Raw genomic sequence first — 17,586 nt, 5'->3', positions numbered from 1 at the left:
ATAATATTTGACTAATCGCGGTCTTTTCTATAGAATACCGAAACTATTTCTGTGATTTATAAAATAAAGAAAATTTTAAAGAGGAAAATAAAATGAAAAGAACATTTCAACCTTCAAACTTAAAAAGAAAAAGAACTCATGGTTTCCGTGCTCGCATGAAAACTCTAAGCGGAAGAAAAGTTATCAAAAACAGAAGAGCTAAAGGTAGAGCTAAACTTAGTGCATAATTTTTGTTTAACAAAACAAAATATACTTAACAAGAGTGAGATCAAACAGGCTTTTGATAGCGTTGAAAATAAGCTAAGCACTTTACACTTTACGTTTTTGCTAAGCAAAAGAAATATTAAAGATCCTGGCATATGCGTGATCTTACCTAAAAAAAGCATCAAAAAAGCTACCAAAAGAAATCTTTGTCGAAGACTTGTTAAAGAGTTTTTTCGTTTAAACAAACTTTTCTTAGACCAAAAGAGCCTGATTGTACTGAGCAAAAAACCAGCATCTCAAGCTACTAAGGAAGAATTGTGGCAATCTATAGAAAAATTCTATCATTTTTTAAAAGAATCACAGTAGTTCCTTTTATACTATTAATCAAGTTCTATCGTTACTGTATTAGTCCCTTTATACCTGCTAGATGTAGATATTATCCAACTTGTTCTGAATATGCTCTAGAAGCTCTAAAATCTCATGGTATACTAAAGGGATTGTATTTAACTACACGTAGGCTCTTGCGTTGTCATCCATTAGCAAAAAGAGACTACTTTGACCCAGTTCCGGCAAAAACAAAAGGTTTAAAAAAATAATGAAAGCTAACCATATAAGAATATTACTATTAGTCACAATAGCAATAATGTTTATATCTCTAATGGGCAGATGGGAACAAACATTCCCTTCAAATAATAATGAGCAGCAACAAACAGCTAAAACTCAAGAGAATAGCCATTACACAAAATCAGCTGACTCTACTAAGACAAGTAACACAACCAAGGATCAAACTCCTAGCTTAACAGCGAAAACTAGCTTCTCAAAATATGATAAAGCTGATAGCGTAACTATAAACACTAAAGTTTTCAAAAACCTGAAAGTTAGCCTGCTAAATGGCGCTATTACTTCAGCATCTTTAAAAGACTACACAATTAGCTTAAAAGATAAAACTCCGATGAACCTTTTAACAGAAAAACAAGGTTCTGAATATATTGCAAAAAGCAGTATTGTTATAGACAGAAAGCCTGTAAATGTAGAGTTTAAGAATCAAGGCATTAAAAAAGAAGGCGATAAGCAGATTCTAATTCTATCTGGCTCTGTAGATGGTCTAAATATAACAAGAACATATACTTTTGATGATACTAAATATAATATTTCTATATCTCAAAAAATTACTAATACTAGTTCAAAATCTATTGATGTAATAGTTGATGATTCACTAGCTAGAGATTTTGATCCTGCCGGAGATAGCTTTAGCTTATTAAATGCTCATAGCTACACATTTACTGGTGTTGCTTATTCAACTCCACAAGATAAATTCAGAAAAGAGTCATTTAAAGATATATCTAAAACTGATGGCAAACCAACAGTTATTGATAACAACGGCCAGGGTTGGGTAGCCTTTTTAGAGCACTACTTTATGACTGCTTGGATACCACAATCATCAAACTCAAAAATATACTACAAAAACCTTAATGGTGATGTTTTTGAAGCTGGCGAATATACTAGCGTTACAATAGCCCCAAATCAATCACAAGATATATCTTCTGTACTTTATTCAGGTCCTATCATTAAAGATAACCTAGTTAGTCTAGCACCAAACCTAGAAAAAACTCTAGATTATGGTATGTTATCATTTTTCTCAGAAATCATTTTCTGGGTTATGAGTCATATTCATGCCTTAGTTGGTAACTGGGGTCTATCTATTATCCTAGTTACTGTACTTATTAAACTAATATTCTACCCTCTTTCTGCTAAGAGCTATCGCTCTATGGCAAAAATGAGAATGCTACAACCAAGAATTAAGCGTCTTCAAGAAACATACAAAGACGACCGCCAAGCTCTTGGTAAGAAAATGATGGAAATGTACAAAGAGGAAAAAGTTAATCCTCTTGGTGGATGTCTACCAATGCTAATCCAGATCCCAATATTTATCTCATTATATTGGGTACTATTAGAATCTGTAGAGTTAAGACATGCTCCATTTATTTTCTGGATTCATGACTTATCAATGAAGGACCCATACTTTGTACTTCCTGTATTAATGGGTCTATCAATGTTCTTACAACAAAGACTTTCTCCAGCTCCAGCTGACCCTATGCAAGCTAAGATAATGATGTTCCTACCTGTAATATTTACATTCTTATTTGCATCATTCCCATCTGGACTTGTGTTATACTGGTTAACAAACAACCTGATAAGTATCTTACAACAATGGTTGATAACAAGGCACTATCAAGCAACACATAAAAAATAACTAAAGCCTATGGATAAATCTTTTCTAAAACCAAAATACTGGGGAATATGGATCATAGTTGGCTTATGTAAAGCTATTGTAAACATACTCCCATATAAAGCTCTAATGCGACTTGCTATTGGCATTGGTTTCTTAGCAAAACCTCTAGCAAAAAAGCGTAATCAAATTGCTGTTACTAACTTAAAAATAGCATTCCCTGAAAAATCAGACCAAGAGATAAAAAAACTTGCTGATGAAAGTTATAAATCAGCATGCATGGCAGGCTTTGAAAGCTTAATATCATGGTTTATGTCAGATAAGAATTTTAAGAAGTTAAATATAGATACTTCAGAATTTGACACTTTTATCAATACCCATAATGACCCCAATAAGACTCTTTTAGCCTTAGGGTTTCACTTTCATTCCTTAGAAATTGCAGGAAGATATGTTGGTGATAACATTAAGCCTCTTTCGATAATGTACCAAAAGCATAGTAGTCCCTTAATGGAGCATATTATTACATCTTCTCGAGAAAAATATATTGATAAATGTTTCCAACGTAAGAATATAGTCTCTGTAATAAAGAGTCTAAAAAGAGGTATGACTATGTGGTATGCTCCTGATCAAGATTTCAAAGAGCATATTATCTTCGTAGATTTCTTTAGTAAACTTTGTTCTACTTTAACAGTGACTCCATGGCTTGCTCAAAAAACTGGGGCAACAGTAGTGCCTATGTATTATGTTAGAAAAAAAGATTTATCAGGATATAAGCTAATTTCTTGTGAACCAATTGAGTTCACAGGAGACCCTTATAAAGATGCAAATATGACCAATAGATTCCTTGAGAATGCTATCCGCAAATACCCAGAGCAGTACCTGTGGCAACACCGACGCTATAAAACAAGGCCTGAAGGTGAAGAGAAAATCTATTAATATTAATTATTTTCGACAATATTAGAAATGCCCGAACATAGTTTTAAAGTAGACAGAGATTAAAAAAATGGATAAATCTTTATTAAAACCAAAATATTGGGGAATATGGATTCTAATTGGCATATCTAAAATACTTGTCAACACGCTGTCATATAAAGCTCTCATGCATCTTGCTGTTTTTATAGGTTACTTAACAAAACCTATAATTAAAAAACGCCAAAAAATAACCATGATTAACTTAAAAATTGCTTTTCCTGAAAAATCAGATAGAGAAATAAAAAAGTTAGCGAATGAAAGTTATAAGTCAGCATGTATGGCAGGGTTTGAAAGTTTAATTGCATGGTTTATGTCAGAGAAAAACTTCAAGAAAATAAAATTTGATGACTCTGAACTTACTACTTTCATAAATGCTCACAATGATAAAAGCAGTCCTACTATTTGCCTAGGCTTCCATTTTCATTCTTTAGAAATTGTTGGTAGACACTCAGGCATAAACTACTCACCTCTAACACTTATGTATCAGATGCATAAAAACCCATTAATGGAACATTTAATCACCTCATCACGAAAAAAATATGTTAGTGAATGTTTCCAAAGAAAAAATATCATTCCAGTTATAAAAAGCCTTAAAAGAAAGACTACTTTGTGGTATGCCCCAGATCAAGACTTTAAAGAGCATATAGTTTTTGCACCATTTTTTGGTAAACTTTGTGCTACTCTTAAAGTAACTCCATGGCTTGCCAAAAAAACTGGTGCTGTTGTTGTTCCAACATACTACGTTAGAAACCCTGACCTATCTGGTTATCGAATAATATCTGGAGATCCTTTAGTATTCACTGGAGATGACCACGAAGATGCAATAATGACTAATAGGTTTCTTGAAAATGCTATTCGTAAATATCCAGAACAGTATCTGTGGCAACATCGCCGCTATAAGACAAGACCTGCAGGTGAAGAAAAGATTTATTAGTTATTTATGATTGATGAGCTATATGTTAAACTTTTAGATAGTACCTTAACTGAAGAATAAAATGAGCAATAAAAATTTTAAACCTAAAAACTGGGGAATATGGCTTATAGTAGGCATAATGAATTGCACTGCAAAGTTGCCTTTATTTACACATAAGTATATTGTGTTAGTTATTGGGTTTATAATTAAACCTTTCTTAAAAAGTCGCAACGAAATTGCTCGAGAAAACCTTAAAATTGCTTATCCAGAAAAATCAGATAAAGAAATAAATAAATTAGTTAAAAAAAGCTACTATTCAATGGTTTTATCAGGAGCAGAAACTAACGCTGCTTGGCTTTTATCAAAAAAAAGGTTTAATAAAATAAAGTTTGAATGGAGTGAAGGCTCTAGAGAAAGATTCGAAAAATACCATAGCGATCCTAATCAAAAACTAATTATATTAGGCTTTCATTTTCATTGTATTGAAATAATTGGTAGATACATGGGTCAAGAATTTCCTCCTTTTACAGTGATGTACCAAAAAAATGGCAACCCTCTTATTGAAGATTTAATAAAAGACTATCGCGAAAGAAACCTTTATAAATGTTTAGATAGCAAAAACTTTATATCTGTAATTAGAAGCCTAAAAAAAGGTTATACTATGTGGTATGCTCCTGATCAAGATTTTGGTTTAGAAAGCTCTGGAATTGAAAATTCAGTTTTTGCACCATTTTTTGGTAAGCTTTGTTCGACCCTTACAGTAACTCCGTGGCTTGCCCAAAAAACTGGTGCTGTTGTTGTTCCAGCATATTATGTAAGAGAAAAATGCTTAAAAAAATATAAAATTGTAACTGGTGAGCCTTTAGAGTTTACAGGTGATGCCTACAAAGATGCTGAAATTACTAATAAGTTTCTTGAGGATGCTATTCGTAAATATCCAGAACAGTATCTATGGCAACATCGCCGTTACAGAACAAGACCAAATGGAGAGCCGCAAATTTACTAAGGCTTATAAGAATGTTAAAAAAGAAGTTATTACTTATAGTTAGAGGCTTTTCTTTAGTTGAGCTAATGGTTGTAATAGCAATTATTGCTATTCTTGCATCTATTGGTATACCAACTTATAACAACTTTATTTTAAAAAGTCACCGTAGTGAAGCAAAATCAGAATTATTATCAGCATCAAATGCAGCAGATAATTTTGAAATTCGTAATGGTTCATTCCCATCTGGTAGTAATATAAATTCTTTTTATCACGCAAATACGCAAAGTGGGCTTTATACATTATCATATTGCTCGGGAGATTCATGCCCTAACTCTAGTGTTGACTATACAATAACTGCTACAGCTCAAGGGTCTCAAACATCAGATACTCCTTGCACAAGTATGGAATTACAAGTTAATGGTGCTATTGTTGATAAAACCCCTACAGAATGTTGGGACTAAAGAATACTTAATTAAAAATCAAGGACTACAAAAATGGCAAATTATAGTACAAATGAATTTAAAGGTGGCTTAAAAGTTTTAATAGACGGTAACCCTATGGTTATTGTTGAAAATGAGTTTGTTAAACCAGGTAAGGGTCAAGCTTTTAATAGAGTTAAACTTAAAAACTTGCTTAACGACCGTATTATAGAGAAAACTTTTAAGTCAGGTGAGTCTGTTGAGGCAGCAGATGTAGAGGAATTAAGCGCCGTATATTCATATTTTGATGGTGATAGCTACGTATTCATGCACCCAGAAACATTTGAACAATATATGGTTTCTGAAGAAGGACTAGGTGAGACTAAAAAATGGCTAAAAGATCAAGATGAATATCAAGTTGTTTTATTTAATGGTCAGCCTATTTCAATTATTCCACCTAATTTTGTAAATCTTGAGATTATCGAAACAGATCCAGGCTTAAAAGGTGATACTGCTGGTACTGGTGGCAAACCTGCAACATTATCTACTGGTGCTGTTGTAAGAGTTCCTCTTTTTGTACAAACTGGTGAAATTATAAAGGTTGATACTAGAACATCTAGCTATGTATCTAGAGTTAAGGACTAGTAAGTTATGCAATCTTCAAATAACTTAATTTGGATTGACCTAGAAATGACAGGTCTTGATGTAGAAGAGTGTAAAATCATTGAGATCGCAGCAATTATTACAGATAAAGACTTAAATATCATTGCTGAGGCTGAACCAATCGCTATTTATCAACCAGATGAAGTTTTAGAAACTATGAATGAATGGTGCATCAAAACTCACGGGGAAACTGGTCTTACGCAAAGAGTCAAGGATAGTAAAACATCTCTTGAAGAAGCTGAACTAAAGATTCTTGATTTTATCAAACAATATGTTCCATACCAAAGCTCACCATTATGTGGTAACTCAATATGGCAAGATAGAAGATTTTTAGCTAAATACATGCCTAAGATTGATGACTATTGCCACTATAGAATGCTTGATGTCACAAGTTTAAAGCTTCTAAACGAATACTGGGGTGATGGTGAGTTTTTTAATAAAAAAGCCACACATAAAGCTTTAGATGATATTCAAGAATCAATTGCTGAACTAAAGTTTTATAGAAAAAAACTACTCTCACTTTAAAGAGCTAATACAAATGAAAAAAATATCACTTTTAATTGTCTCTAGCTTGCTAATAGCTAGTTGCTCTACCCATCCGCTTGGCATATCTGATGAAACATGGCAGGCAATGACTCCTGAGCAACAAGCTCAAGCATACCAAAAGCAAGCTGATATAAATGCAAAGCAACAAGCACAAGAACTAGCATACAAACAGCAACAAGAGCAAGAAATTGCGAATATAAAAGCTAACCCTAAGTATGGACAATATATCCAATGTGTAATTAGAAAAGGTAAATATCAAGCTTTTATTAATAACTGGGATGATATTCAAGCATTTAGTTTTGATGCTATAAAAGGTAAAACAACTACAGCTAACCTAACATACTATCAAAATAATAATAAATTTTTTAATGAGAACCAACAACTCTATATTTCATTCACAGGAACTCAAATTAAAATTTGTAAAGACCAAAATGCTTTTTCAGATGACTGTTCAGTAATAACAGCAACAATGCCTCAATATGCAAAAGGCGCTAGAATAAAAATAGATTCTGGAATTCTTAAAGGTACTGCTAGATGTGACATGGTCTATGATGGCAATAATAGATCTAAAAATGGAAATGCAAACATCATAATCAATGTTTGATAATAATTCTCATTATCGTATACCACAATCAAATATCTTTTGCTATACTTGTTACACAAAATTACTTTTAGCTAATAAATACATTCTAGAGAACTAATTATGAAATATGCTTTGGTTGGCAACCCTAATTGTGGTAAAACAACAATATTCAACTCTCTAACTGGACTTAACCAAAAGGTTGGTAACTGGTCAGGTGTAACTGTTGATAAGAAAATAGGTGCTTTTAACTCAAATGAAAAAAAGATAGAGATTGTTGATATTCCAGGTATTTATTCTCTATCTGTCTCAGACGAGAATTCTATTGATGAGCAAATAGCATATTCTTTTATAGTCAATGAAAAACCAAATGCGATCATTAATGTAGTTGACGCATCAAATTTAAATAGAAGCCTATATTTGACTATCCAGCTTATAGAACTTGGTTTGCCAGTCATTTTAGCTGTTAATATGATAGATGTCGCGACTAAAAAAGGTATTGTCATTCACTATGATAAGTTGGAAAAAGCTTTAGGATGTAAAGTTTTACCTATAGTTGGTTCAAAAAATATTGGCATACAGGATCTAAAGCAAACTTTAGCAAACTCACAAAATACACCTAGCTTTGATCTAACTAAATACTACCCTAAGACTGTTTTTGATTTAGAAAAGCAAATTAGTGAACTACGTCAAAATAAGATAGGTAGCTTATGGCTTACTACAGAGCTTCTAGATGGTAGAGATATTCAAATTGCTCAAGAATTAGATACTGAAAGTTTAGGTAGCTTAGAAGAATCTATAAACAAAAGTCAAACTTTTGATATTGCCAAATCGCGTTATCAAGCAGTTGCTGATATTGTAAATATTTCAACTGAAAATAAAAAAGTTTCTCGAATTAACCTTACAAAAACATTCGATGCAATATGCATGAATAAGTACCTGGGTGTTCCTGTTTTTCTACTTATGATGTACTTAATGTTTTTATTCTCAATTACTTTAGGAGCGGCTGTACAACCTTTATTTGATGATTTCTCTAGCGCTATTTTTGTTGATGGAGTCGCTTATTATTCAAATCTAATTGGTTTACCAATAACTATCACGCACATATTATCACAAGGTTTTGGTACCGGTATTAATACTGTTTTAGCATTTATACCTCAAATTGGCTTTTTATTTATATTCCTATCGATACTTGAAGACTCTGGATATATGTCACGAGCTGCTTTTGTTATGGATAGATTTATGCAGTCAATTGGCTTATCAGGTAAAGCTTTTGTCCCTCTAATTGTTGGCTTTGGTTGTAATGTAGCCTCTGTAATGGCTGCTAGAACTCTAGAGACACGAAAAGATCGCCTTATGACTATCATGATGTCGCCTTTTATGTCTTGTGGTGCAAGGTTGGCTATATTTTCAGTTTTTGCGACAGCCTTTTTTCCAAATCATGGTGCATCAGTGATCTTCTTACTATATATCACTGGTATAGTAGGTGCTATAATAACAGGCTATGTAATTAAATTTACTTTCCTAAAAGGTGATACATCTCCATTTATTTTAGATATACCAAACTATCACGTACCTCATGCTAAAACAATCATGTTATATAGCTGGAATAGACTAAAATCTTTCCTTCTTCGAGCAGGTAAGGTTATTATACCTGTAGCAATTATTGTTGGAAGCTTAAACAGTATTTATATATCTAAGAATGAAACTCTTTTAAGCTATGGAAGTAAAGAGATTACCCCTATATTAAACCCTATTGGTGTCAGTAACGATAACTGGCCAGCAACTGTAGGCTTAGTAACTGGGACACTAGCAAAAGAAGTTGTTGTTGGTACTCTAAATACTATCTACACTCAAGCAGATGACGATGGTATACCAAAAAGCTTTAGTGCCATAGATAGCTTCAAAGAGGCAATAAGCACTACAATTGATAACTTTAAACATATTGATTTTAACCCAATAACTTCAAATGAAGCTGATGCAAATATGAGTACTACTGCAATGGGCAATATGGTTAGTAAGTTTGGCTCAAGTATCGCTGCTTTCTCATATCTACTTTTTGTATTGTTATATATTCCATGTATATCAGTAATAGGTGCCACAGTTAGAGAAGCTACGCGAGGATGGGCTATTTTATCAATAATTTGGAGCACATCGATTGCATATGTAGCTGCATTATTGGTTTATCAAACAGCTAATATTATCAATACTCCTGTGAAATCAATAAGCTATATTATTGGTGCTATTATTTATACTTTAATTATTGTATTTACAATGAAATATCTATCAACAAAGATAAGATTTGTTGCAAATCTTACAGGATGTTCAAGTTGTAATACTAAGTGTTCTTAGGTTTATGTTTTATTCGAGATATAAATAAAAATTTCACCCTCTTTGATTCTTGATATATTTAACACAGGATTATATGATCTACTATTATAAAGCTTATGTTATATTTGATAGTAGGGATACTTATATGGTCTTTGATACACTTTATGCCTACGTATTTTTTTAATTTTAGGAAAAAATTATTAATGTTACTGATGAAAACCCATATAAAGGAATCTTCTCATTACTAATAGTAGTATCTATAGTCTTAATGGTAATTGGCTGGAGAACATCATCTGCTGAAACAATATACTCTCTGCCACAAACTATAGCTCATCCAATCACTTTTATATGTGTAACAATAAGCTTTTTGCTTTTTTTCTCCGGACGTATTAAATCAAGGATTATAAAACATATACACAACCCTCAGCTGGCAGCTGTTATAGCATGGGGAGTAGGACATATAGTTAGTAATATAAACTTAAAAGCGATAGTTTTATTTGGGGGACTAAGTATATGGGCTTTTATCTCAATAATACAAGCAAACCATAGAGATAAAGAAGTTCAAAAAAATACTCCTAACGATTTTTCACTAAAAGCAGATATCTTAAATATTTTGGTTGGATTAGTTGCTCTTTGTATATTTATATTTTTGCACCCATTTATAGCTGGAGTTAAGTTAGTTTAAATATTTTTCTCATAAAAAAACCTTCCATATATTCATAAAAATATGATACGATGAAAAATAAGTGCACTTGAGGGTGTATTTATAGTCAATTTAATTTATAAAAAAAACTTGAGAGGAGTTTTTATGTCAAAGTTTGTCTATGCCTTTAGCGAAGGCAATAAGTCTATGCGTGATTTACTAGGTGGAAAAGGTGCAAACCTTAGTGAGATGCTAAATAGCGGTCTTCCTGTACCTGATGGATTTACAGTAACTACAGAGGCTTGCCTTAAGTACTATGATAACCGTCAAAAGCTAGGTAAAAAAGTTAAAGAACAAATATTTGCTCATATCGCTGATTTGGAAAAAAGAACAGGCAAAACTTTCGGTGGTGGTAATAACCCTCTACTTGTATCAGTACGCTCTGGCGCTAGAGTTTCTATGCCAGGGATGATGGATACTGTTCTGAATCTAGGCTTAAATGATGAAGTTGCCAAAGCTATGGTAGCTAAGACAAACAATGAACAATTTGTTTACGATAGCTATAGAAGGTTCATAATGATGTTTGCTGATGTTGTTATGGATTGTGAAAAAAAACCTTTTGATAAAATACTTGATGAGAAAAAAGCAAAAAGAAAAGTAAAAAATGATTGTGATTTAAGCGCAACTGATTATAAAGATATCGTAGCAGAATACAAAAAAGTTTATAAAGATTTAGTTGGTAAAGAGTTTCCTGTAGATCCTGTCAAACAACTTCTAGCAGCTGTTGAAGCAGTATTTAGATCATGGAATGCTGAAAGAGCTATCATATACAGAGAAATCAACAATATCTCAAATAACTGGGGTACTGCTGTTAATGTTCAAGAGATGGTATACGGTAACTCTGGTAATAACTCTGGTACTGGTGTAGCTTTCACAAGGGATCCCTCTACTGGAGAAAATAAACTCTTTGGTGAATACCTAATCAATGCTCAAGGTGAAGATGTAGTTGCTGGTGTAAGAACTCCTGCACATATTTCTACTTTGAAAGATAAGATGCCACAAGTATTTGAAGACTTCATAAAGATTGCAAAGAATTTAGAAAAAGTTTACAAAGATATGCAGGATATGGAGTTTACTATCGAGGATGGTAAGCTTTTTATGCTACAAACAAGAAATGGTAAAAGAACAGCAAGAGCTGCCTTAAAAATTGCTGTAGATATGGCTAAAGAAGGGCTAATCACTAATGAAGAAGCTGTGATGATGGTAGAACCTCATTTATTAGAGCAGCTACTACACCCTAAATTTGATGAAAAAGCTCTAGCATCAAAACGCCCTCTTGGATCGGCTCTAGGTGCTTCTCCTGGTGCAGCTAGCGGTAGAATTTACTTTGATGTTGAATCATTACTTGCAGCAAAGGCACGTGGTCAAGAAAAAACTATATTAGTTAGAATTGAGACATCTCCTGAAGATATTGCTGGTATGAATGCTTGTAATGGTATCCTTACATTACGTGGAGGTATGACTTCACATGCTGCTGTTGTTGCTCGTGGCATGGGTAAATGTTGTGTATCGGGCTTAGAGTCTGCAAGGATTGATGAAGAGAAAAGAACTATTACTTTCGAAAGAGGTCAAGTTTTCACAGAAGGTGATTATCTCTCTTTAGATGGAACAAAGGGAAGTGTCTATAGAGGTATTATCAAAACAGTAGATCCTGAAGTTACTCAAGATTTTGAAGACTTTATGAAATTTGTTGATAGTGTGCGTAAACTGCGTGTTAGATGTAATGCAGATACTTATAAAGATGCTTCTGTTGCAAAAGCATATGGCGCTGAAGGTATAGGTCTATGTCGTACTGAGCATATGTTCTTTGAAGAAGATCGTATCTCATATGTTAGACAAATGATCTTAGCCAAAGACAAAAAAGAAAGACAAAAAGCTTTAGATAAGCTACTTCCTGTACAGCAGCAAGACTTTGAAGAGTTATTTGAAGCAATGGATAACTTAGCGGTAACAATTAGATTTATTGATCCTCCTCTACATGAGTTTTTACCTCATGAAGCTGATGAAATAGAGGCTTTAGCAAGAGAGTTTAATATCAGCTATAGTGAATTAGAGTCACGAATTGACTCTCTTAGTGAAATGAATCCAATGATGGGACATCGCGGCTGTAGACTTGCTGTTACATATCCTGAAATCATAGAAATGCAGACAAAGGCTATCATTTATGCTGCAATATCTAGTAAACGTATGGGTATAAATGTTAAGCCTGAACTAATGATCCCATTAGTAAGTACACTTGGTGAATTTAAACTATTAGGTGGAATAGTTAGAGAGGTTGCAGATACTATAATTAAACGTGAAGAAATCGAGATTGATTATAAAGTTGGTGTAATGCTTGAAACTCCTCGTGGTGCTATTGGTGCTGGCATGCTAGCTGAGGCTGGTAGTGAATTCTTCTCATTTGGTACAAATGATCTAACTCAGATGACTTTTGGCTTTAGTAGAGATGATGCTAACAAGTTTATCAAAGATTATCTTGAGCACGGTATTCTAAGCTTCGACCCATTTGCTAGACTTGATCCTAAGGGTGTTGGTAAGTTAATGGAAATAGCTAAAGAAGGTGTAAAAGCTGTAAATCCTAATGCTAAAATGGGTATCTGTGGTGAACATGGTGGTGAACCATATTCTGTAGGCTTTTGTCATGATTTAGATCTTGACTATGTATCTTGCTCACCGTTTAGAGTGCCAATTGCAAGATTATCTGCAGCGCAGGCAAAAATCTACGCTGATCGTAAATAGTATCTTTCTTTCATTTTATTCTTAATTATTCTCAAAAAAATCACTCGTTGTTATAAAACTAGGTTTACACCAAAATATTATATGGCTACAATAACTATATAAACTTTTAACTAAGAGTATTTTGCTCCAGGATATTCTTATATTAAAAAGATAAGGGAAAATGCATAAAATAGTGAATTCATGTATGCGGGTGACAATATATATAAATATTGGCTCTATAGTTAAGATGTCAGGTAATAGTAAAGCTTTTTTTAGAGCTTTCACTACTGTGTTCTTTCAAAAAAGCAAATCTCAAAGTAATTCTTCTCAAGCACTCCTCCCCCTCACAAAAAATACTCTCTGCCTCTAATAGCAGGCAAGAAATATAACTATTCAAAAAAATTTTAAATTAATAAATTAATTAAATATCGAGGGTCAATAATGATAGACAAAATATGGAAAAATGGTGAAATCATCTCTTATGAAGATGCAAAAGTTGGTATAAATACACACTCTCTGCATTATGGATCATCTGTATTTGAAGGTATAAGAGCCTATGAAACACCTAATGGTGTCGGTGTTTTAAAACTAAAAGAACATATGGAAAGATTCGTATATTCTATGAATGTTCTTGGTATGGAATGTAAATATAGTATTGATGAGCTATGTCAAGCTGTATTAGACATAGTCAAAGCTAGTGGTAAAAAATCATGCTATATAAGGCCTCTAGCATACTATGCTGAAGGTAGTGTAAGTGTACTACCAGTAAAGGATCATCAAGTAGATATTGCTATATACTGTATTGAAATGGGTAAATATATGTCTGCTGATAAGGTTGATATCAAAGTTAGTAAATATATCCGTATTCACCCTCAATCAACTGTTTGTGATGCAAAAATTGGTGGTCACTATGTAAATAGTATCTTAGCTTCTAGAGAAACTTTAGATACTCATTATCATGAATCTTTATTACTTGATGCTGATGGTAATGTCGCTGAAGGAGCCGCAATGAATGTCTTTTTGATAAAAGATAAAGAGGTGATAACGACTCCTTTAGGCACTATTCTAAATGGTATCACAAGAAAAATTGTTATACAGATAGCTAAAGACTTAGGCTATAAAGTTACAGAACGTTTATTTAAAGTAGAAGAGTTAATTGATGCTGATGAAGCCTTCTTCTGTGGTACTGCAGCAGAAGTAACTCCTGTAGCAAGTATAGATGACCAAAAATTAAAAAGTTCAGATCATACAATAACTAATCAAATAAAAGAAGTTTTTGAAAAAATTAAGCAAGGGCAAGCTTATAAAGATGTTTTAACTTATGTAGAGGAGTCTTAATATGGATAAGAAAAAAGTTTATATATTTGATACCACTCTTAGAGATGGTCAACAATCTCCAGGGGCTGGCATGTCTTTTGAAGATAATATCACATATGCTGATCTAGCAGATAAGTTAAACATCGATGTTATTGAGGCTGGTTTTCCTTCAGCAAGTAAAACTGACTTTGAAATAGTAAATACTATTTCAAAAAGAATGACTGAAAGAAAATCTAATATGACTATAGCAGGATTATGTCAGTTACGTAGAAATCAAGTAGAGATCACAATGGATGCCTTACGCCCTTCGCTAGAAATAGGTAAAGCAAGAGTACATATGTATTTACCTGTAGACCCTAACCTAGCTCAAGCAAGCTTAGGAAGCAAAAATGATAATGAACAAAATATCAAAAATGTCTACGAGCTTGTTAAACTTGCTAGTGATGAAGGTTTTGAAGTCGAATTTAGTGCTGAAGGATACTCTAAGCTTGGAGATACTTTTGATTATGTAACTGATATTTTCAGAGCAGCTGTTTCTGCGGGAGTATCTGTAATTAACTGTCCAGATACTATTGGTGGAGCATGTGAAAGAGAAGGCGATGACTATTTTGTTAAAAATATGTCTAGACATGCAAAAATTATCAAAGAAGAGTTCCCTAACAAAGATATAATCTGGTCAGCACATTGTCATAATGACTTAGGCTTGGCATTAGAGAACTCTATGAATGCTGTCTTTGATGGACCTGCAACACAAGTTGAAGGATGTATCAATGGCGTTGGTGAAAGAGCTGGAAATGCTTCTTTAGAGCAGTGTATCATGTTTTTAAATCTTTTTGGCAAACAAAAAGACTGCCACTACTACAATGATATTGATATCTCTAGCTTTAAAGCTATCTCTGATTTTATTGGTGATAGAATGCTGTCAAGACAGCCTCATTATCCTATTACAGGTTTAAATTCAGCTAGACACACATCTGGTGGACATACTAATGCAATATTGAATAATCCTCTTGCATACCAACCATTTCACCCTGAATCTGTAGGTAATGAAATTAGCTTTGTCTTTGGCCCTCTTTCTGGAGGTAATCACGCTAAGAAGATTATCGAAGAGAATGGTTATATTTGTGATGACAAAGAAAAAGCAAAAATTGCTCAACAAATAAAAGATATTTATCATGAGCGTAGAAAAGGTATCACAGATGAAGAGCTAATCTCTGCTTATAAGCAAATTAAATCACCTATTAATGCAACAAGTATTGATTACGGAAAATCTAATGGCGAGACATTTGTGGAACTTAAAGGTAACTTCTTTGGTAATACAGACTATAGAATTACAGATCATAGTGAAAACTCTGCCTTATCAGCTTTATTAAAAGGGATTCAAGAACATATGCCTGAAGTAAATATTTCAGATTATTTTTCTAGATCATTAAAAGATGATGGTATTAACTCTAAATCTGAAAGTACAATTATAATCAAGGCTGGTGATAATAGCCCTACTTTTGAAGGTGTTGCTATCGATCAAGATATAGAAATATCTACACTTAAAGCTCTAATTGCAGCAACTAATAAATTACATATAGAAACAAGTTATAGGAAGTAGTATGGCAAAGAATATTATAGATAAAATTTGGGATACTCATGTTGTACAGCAGATAACTGATTTTCCAGATATTTTATATATCGATAGAATGTTAATGCATGAAGTAACTTCTGCTCAAGCATTTGATAAGATCAGAGAGTTAAATATACCTATAAATAATACTAAATCTATAATTGCAACTGTAGATCATAGTATTTCAACATCTCCTATCAACCGCTTAGAGATGAAAGATAAGGTTGCTCAAGCTCAAGTTGAAAAGCTTCGTAGTAATGTTAAAGAGTTTGGTATAGATTTTTACGATTTTGAAAGCCAACATCAAGGTATAGTTCATGTAATAGGTCCAGAACTTGGATTTACCTTACCTGGTACAACTCTTGTATGTGGTGATTCTCACACATCAACTCATGGTGCATTTGGTGCTTTAGCATTTGGTGTAGGGACATCTGAAGTTGGTCATGTCCTTGCTACAAACTGTATCTTACAATATAGACCAAAAACAATGAAAGTTGAATTTGTTGGCAAACCTTCAAAACTAGCTACATCTAAAGATATCATAATGAAACTAATCGCTAATATTGGTATTGGTGGTGCTGGTGGTTATGTGATCGAATATGTTGGCCAGGCTATCAAAGATATGTCTATGGAAGAACGCATGACTCTATGTAACATGTCTATAGAATGTGGTGCAAGAGCTGGTCTAGTATCACCTGATGAGAAAACATTTGCATATCTAAAAGGTAAAAAATATGCTCCTCAAGAAAATGATTTCGATAAGGCTATAAAACACTGGAAGAGTTTCATAAGCGATGAAAACGCTCATTATGATAAAGTTATAAGAGTTGATATTGAGAATCTTGAACCAATGGTAACTTGGGGAATAAATCCTCAACATGCTATTAATATCTCTGCTAAGATTCCAAACCTTAAAGATATTCCGGCTCACCAACATAAACTAGCACAGCAAGCTTATGACTATACTAAGTTTAATGCTGATGAAGATATCCTTGGCAAAGAAATCCAATGGGCGTTTGTAGGTAGTTGTACTAATGGTCGTATCGAAGATATGCGTGCAGTAGCTGATGTTCTAAAAGGTAGAAAAGTTGCCAATAATGTCACTATGTATATAGTACCAGGCTCTGAGCAGGTTAGAAATATAGCAATATTAGAAGGATTAGATAAAGTTTTTGCAGATGCCGGTGCTGAGTTTAGAATGCCAGGTTGCTCAATGTGTCTAGCGATGAATGATGATAAAGTTCCAGAAGGTCAAAGATGTATTAGTACTTCAAACAGAAACTTCATAGGTCGTCAAGGGAAGGGAAGTATAACTCATCTTGCATCACCACAAACTGTTGCTGCTAGTGCTGTTATGGGTAAAATCTGCAGCGTTGATAAATTATAAATA

General features: G+C 33.3%; 17 protein-coding genes. All 17 read left to right on the top strand.

The window, feature by feature from the left end:
- Positions 1 to 92 precede the first annotated feature (92 nt).
- The 17 genes from rpmH (at position 93) to leuC (ending at position 17,583) form a co-directional block, all read left to right on the top strand.
- Positions 93 to 227: a 50S ribosomal protein L34 gene (gene rpmH / locus F7310_RS00345; RefSeq protein ID WP_072711096.1), complete on the top strand. Its 135-nt coding sequence runs from the start codon at positions 93 to 95 to the stop codon at positions 225 to 227.
- The gene (gene rnpA, locus F7310_RS00340; RefSeq protein ID WP_072711095.1) at positions 220 to 570 is read left to right on the top strand and encodes a ribonuclease P protein component; all 351 of its coding nucleotides are present in this window, start codon (positions 220 to 222) and stop codon (positions 568 to 570) included. Before rpmH ends, rnpA begins: the two co-directional genes overlap by 8 nt.
- Positions 522 to 800, top strand: coding sequence for a membrane protein insertion efficiency factor YidD (gene yidD, locus F7310_RS00335; protein ID WP_072711094.1), 279 nt, complete (start codon positions 522 to 524; stop codon positions 798 to 800). Before rnpA ends, yidD begins: the two co-directional genes overlap by 49 nt.
- Positions 800 to 2,458, top strand: coding sequence for a membrane protein insertase YidC (gene yidC / locus F7310_RS00330; protein ID WP_072711093.1), 1,659 nt, complete (start codon positions 800 to 802; stop codon positions 2,456 to 2,458). The genes yidD and yidC overlap by 1 nt, the downstream gene beginning before the upstream one ends.
- 9 nt (positions 2,459 to 2,467) lie before the next feature.
- Entirely contained in the window at positions 2,468 to 3,370 is a 903-nt protein-coding gene (locus tag F7310_RS00325) for a lysophospholipid acyltransferase family protein (RefSeq protein WP_072711092.1), read from the top strand.
- A gap of 67 nt (positions 3,371 to 3,437) precedes the next feature.
- Positions 3,438 to 4,340: a lysophospholipid acyltransferase family protein gene (locus tag F7310_RS00320; RefSeq protein WP_072711091.1), complete on the top strand. Its 903-nt coding sequence runs from the start codon at positions 3,438 to 3,440 to the stop codon at positions 4,338 to 4,340.
- 61 nt (positions 4,341 to 4,401) lie between these two features.
- Positions 4,402 to 5,325, top strand: a complete 924-nt coding sequence (locus F7310_RS00315) for a lysophospholipid acyltransferase family protein (RefSeq protein ID WP_072711090.1) — start codon at positions 4,402 to 4,404, stop codon at positions 5,323 to 5,325.
- Positions 5,326 to 5,336: 11 nt separating this feature from the next.
- Positions 5,337 to 5,765, top strand: coding sequence for a type IV pilin protein (locus tag F7310_RS00310; protein WP_072711089.1), 429 nt, complete (start codon positions 5,337 to 5,339; stop codon positions 5,763 to 5,765).
- A gap of 33 nt (positions 5,766 to 5,798) precedes the next feature.
- Entirely contained in the window at positions 5,799 to 6,368 is a 570-nt protein-coding gene (efp, locus tag F7310_RS00305) for an elongation factor P (RefSeq protein ID WP_072711088.1), read from the top strand.
- Positions 6,369 to 6,374: 6 nt separating this feature from the next.
- On the top strand, positions 6,375 to 6,911 hold the full coding sequence (gene orn, locus F7310_RS00300; RefSeq protein ID WP_072711087.1) for an oligoribonuclease: 537 nt from the start codon (positions 6,375 to 6,377) through the stop codon (positions 6,909 to 6,911).
- 13 nt (positions 6,912 to 6,924) lie between these two features.
- Entirely contained in the window at positions 6,925 to 7,536 is a 612-nt protein-coding gene (locus F7310_RS00295) for a hypothetical protein (protein ID WP_173647410.1), read from the top strand.
- Positions 7,537 to 7,635: 99 nt separating this feature from the next.
- Positions 7,636 to 9,864 carry a Fe(2+) transporter permease subunit FeoB gene (gene feoB, locus F7310_RS00290; protein ID WP_072711086.1) on the top strand — a complete coding sequence of 743 codons (2,229 nt, stop codon included), beginning with the start codon at positions 7,636 to 7,638 and terminating at the stop codon, positions 9,862 to 9,864.
- A gap of 175 nt (positions 9,865 to 10,039) precedes the next feature.
- The gene (locus F7310_RS00285; protein WP_084645145.1) at positions 10,040 to 10,528 is read left to right on the top strand and encodes an NnrU family protein; all 489 of its coding nucleotides are present in this window, start codon (positions 10,040 to 10,042) and stop codon (positions 10,526 to 10,528) included.
- 123 nt (positions 10,529 to 10,651) lie between these two features.
- A complete protein-coding gene (gene ppdK, locus F7310_RS00280) occupies positions 10,652 to 13,285 on the top strand; it encodes a pyruvate, phosphate dikinase (RefSeq protein WP_072711084.1) in 2,634 nt (877 codons plus the stop codon).
- Positions 13,286 to 13,705: 420 nt separating this feature from the next.
- Positions 13,706 to 14,602, top strand: a complete 897-nt coding sequence (locus F7310_RS00275; RefSeq protein WP_072711083.1) for a branched-chain amino acid transaminase — start codon at positions 13,706 to 13,708, stop codon at positions 14,600 to 14,602.
- 1 nt (position 14,603) lies between these two features.
- Entirely contained in the window at positions 14,604 to 16,184 is a 1,581-nt protein-coding gene (locus F7310_RS00270) for a homocitrate synthase/isopropylmalate synthase family protein (protein ID WP_072711082.1), read from the top strand.
- Between the two features lies 1 nt (position 16,185).
- A complete protein-coding gene (leuC, locus tag F7310_RS00265; RefSeq protein ID WP_072711081.1) occupies positions 16,186 to 17,583 on the top strand; it encodes a 3-isopropylmalate dehydratase large subunit in 1,398 nt (465 codons plus the stop codon).
- Positions 17,584 to 17,586 lie beyond the last annotated feature (3 nt).

Origin of the sequence: Francisella uliginis (genome assembly GCF_001895265.1) — a bacterium.
In the GTDB taxonomy this organism is placed as follows: domain Bacteria; phylum Pseudomonadota; class Gammaproteobacteria; order Francisellales; family Francisellaceae; genus Francisella; species Francisella uliginis.
The sequence above is the reverse complement of the archived record's forward strand: the minus strand, read 5'-3'. Positions and strand labels throughout refer to the sequence as shown.

Excerpts from the sequence above, each read along its gene's own strand:
- rpmH (WP_072711096.1), top strand. The coding sequence starts at position 93 with ATGAAAAGAACATTTCAACCTTCAAACTTAAAAAGAAAAAGAACTCAT.
- yidC (WP_072711093.1), top strand. The coding sequence starts at position 800 with ATGAAAGCTAACCATATAAGAATATTACTATTAGTCACAATAGCAATA.
- F7310_RS00325 (WP_072711092.1), top strand. The coding sequence starts at position 2,468 with ATGGATAAATCTTTTCTAAAACCAAAATACTGGGGAATATGGATCATA.
- F7310_RS00320 (WP_072711091.1), top strand. The coding sequence starts at position 3,438 with ATGGATAAATCTTTATTAAAACCAAAATATTGGGGAATATGGATTCTA.
- F7310_RS00315 (WP_072711090.1), top strand. The coding sequence starts at position 4,402 with ATGAGCAATAAAAATTTTAAACCTAAAAACTGGGGAATATGGCTTATA.
- F7310_RS00310 (WP_072711089.1), top strand. The coding sequence starts at position 5,337 with ATGTTAAAAAAGAAGTTATTACTTATAGTTAGAGGCTTTTCTTTAGTT.
- efp (WP_072711088.1), top strand. The coding sequence starts at position 5,799 with ATGGCAAATTATAGTACAAATGAATTTAAAGGTGGCTTAAAAGTTTTA.
- orn (WP_072711087.1), top strand. The coding sequence starts at position 6,375 with ATGCAATCTTCAAATAACTTAATTTGGATTGACCTAGAAATGACAGGT.
- F7310_RS00295 (WP_173647410.1), top strand. The coding sequence starts at position 6,925 with ATGAAAAAAATATCACTTTTAATTGTCTCTAGCTTGCTAATAGCTAGT.
- feoB (WP_072711086.1), top strand. The coding sequence starts at position 7,636 with ATGAAATATGCTTTGGTTGGCAACCCTAATTGTGGTAAAACAACAATA.
- ppdK (WP_072711084.1), top strand. The coding sequence starts at position 10,652 with ATGTCAAAGTTTGTCTATGCCTTTAGCGAAGGCAATAAGTCTATGCGT.
- F7310_RS00275 (WP_072711083.1), top strand. The coding sequence starts at position 13,706 with ATGATAGACAAAATATGGAAAAATGGTGAAATCATCTCTTATGAAGAT.
- F7310_RS00270 (WP_072711082.1), top strand. The coding sequence starts at position 14,604 with ATGGATAAGAAAAAAGTTTATATATTTGATACCACTCTTAGAGATGGT.
- leuC (WP_072711081.1), top strand. The coding sequence starts at position 16,186 with ATGGCAAAGAATATTATAGATAAAATTTGGGATACTCATGTTGTACAG.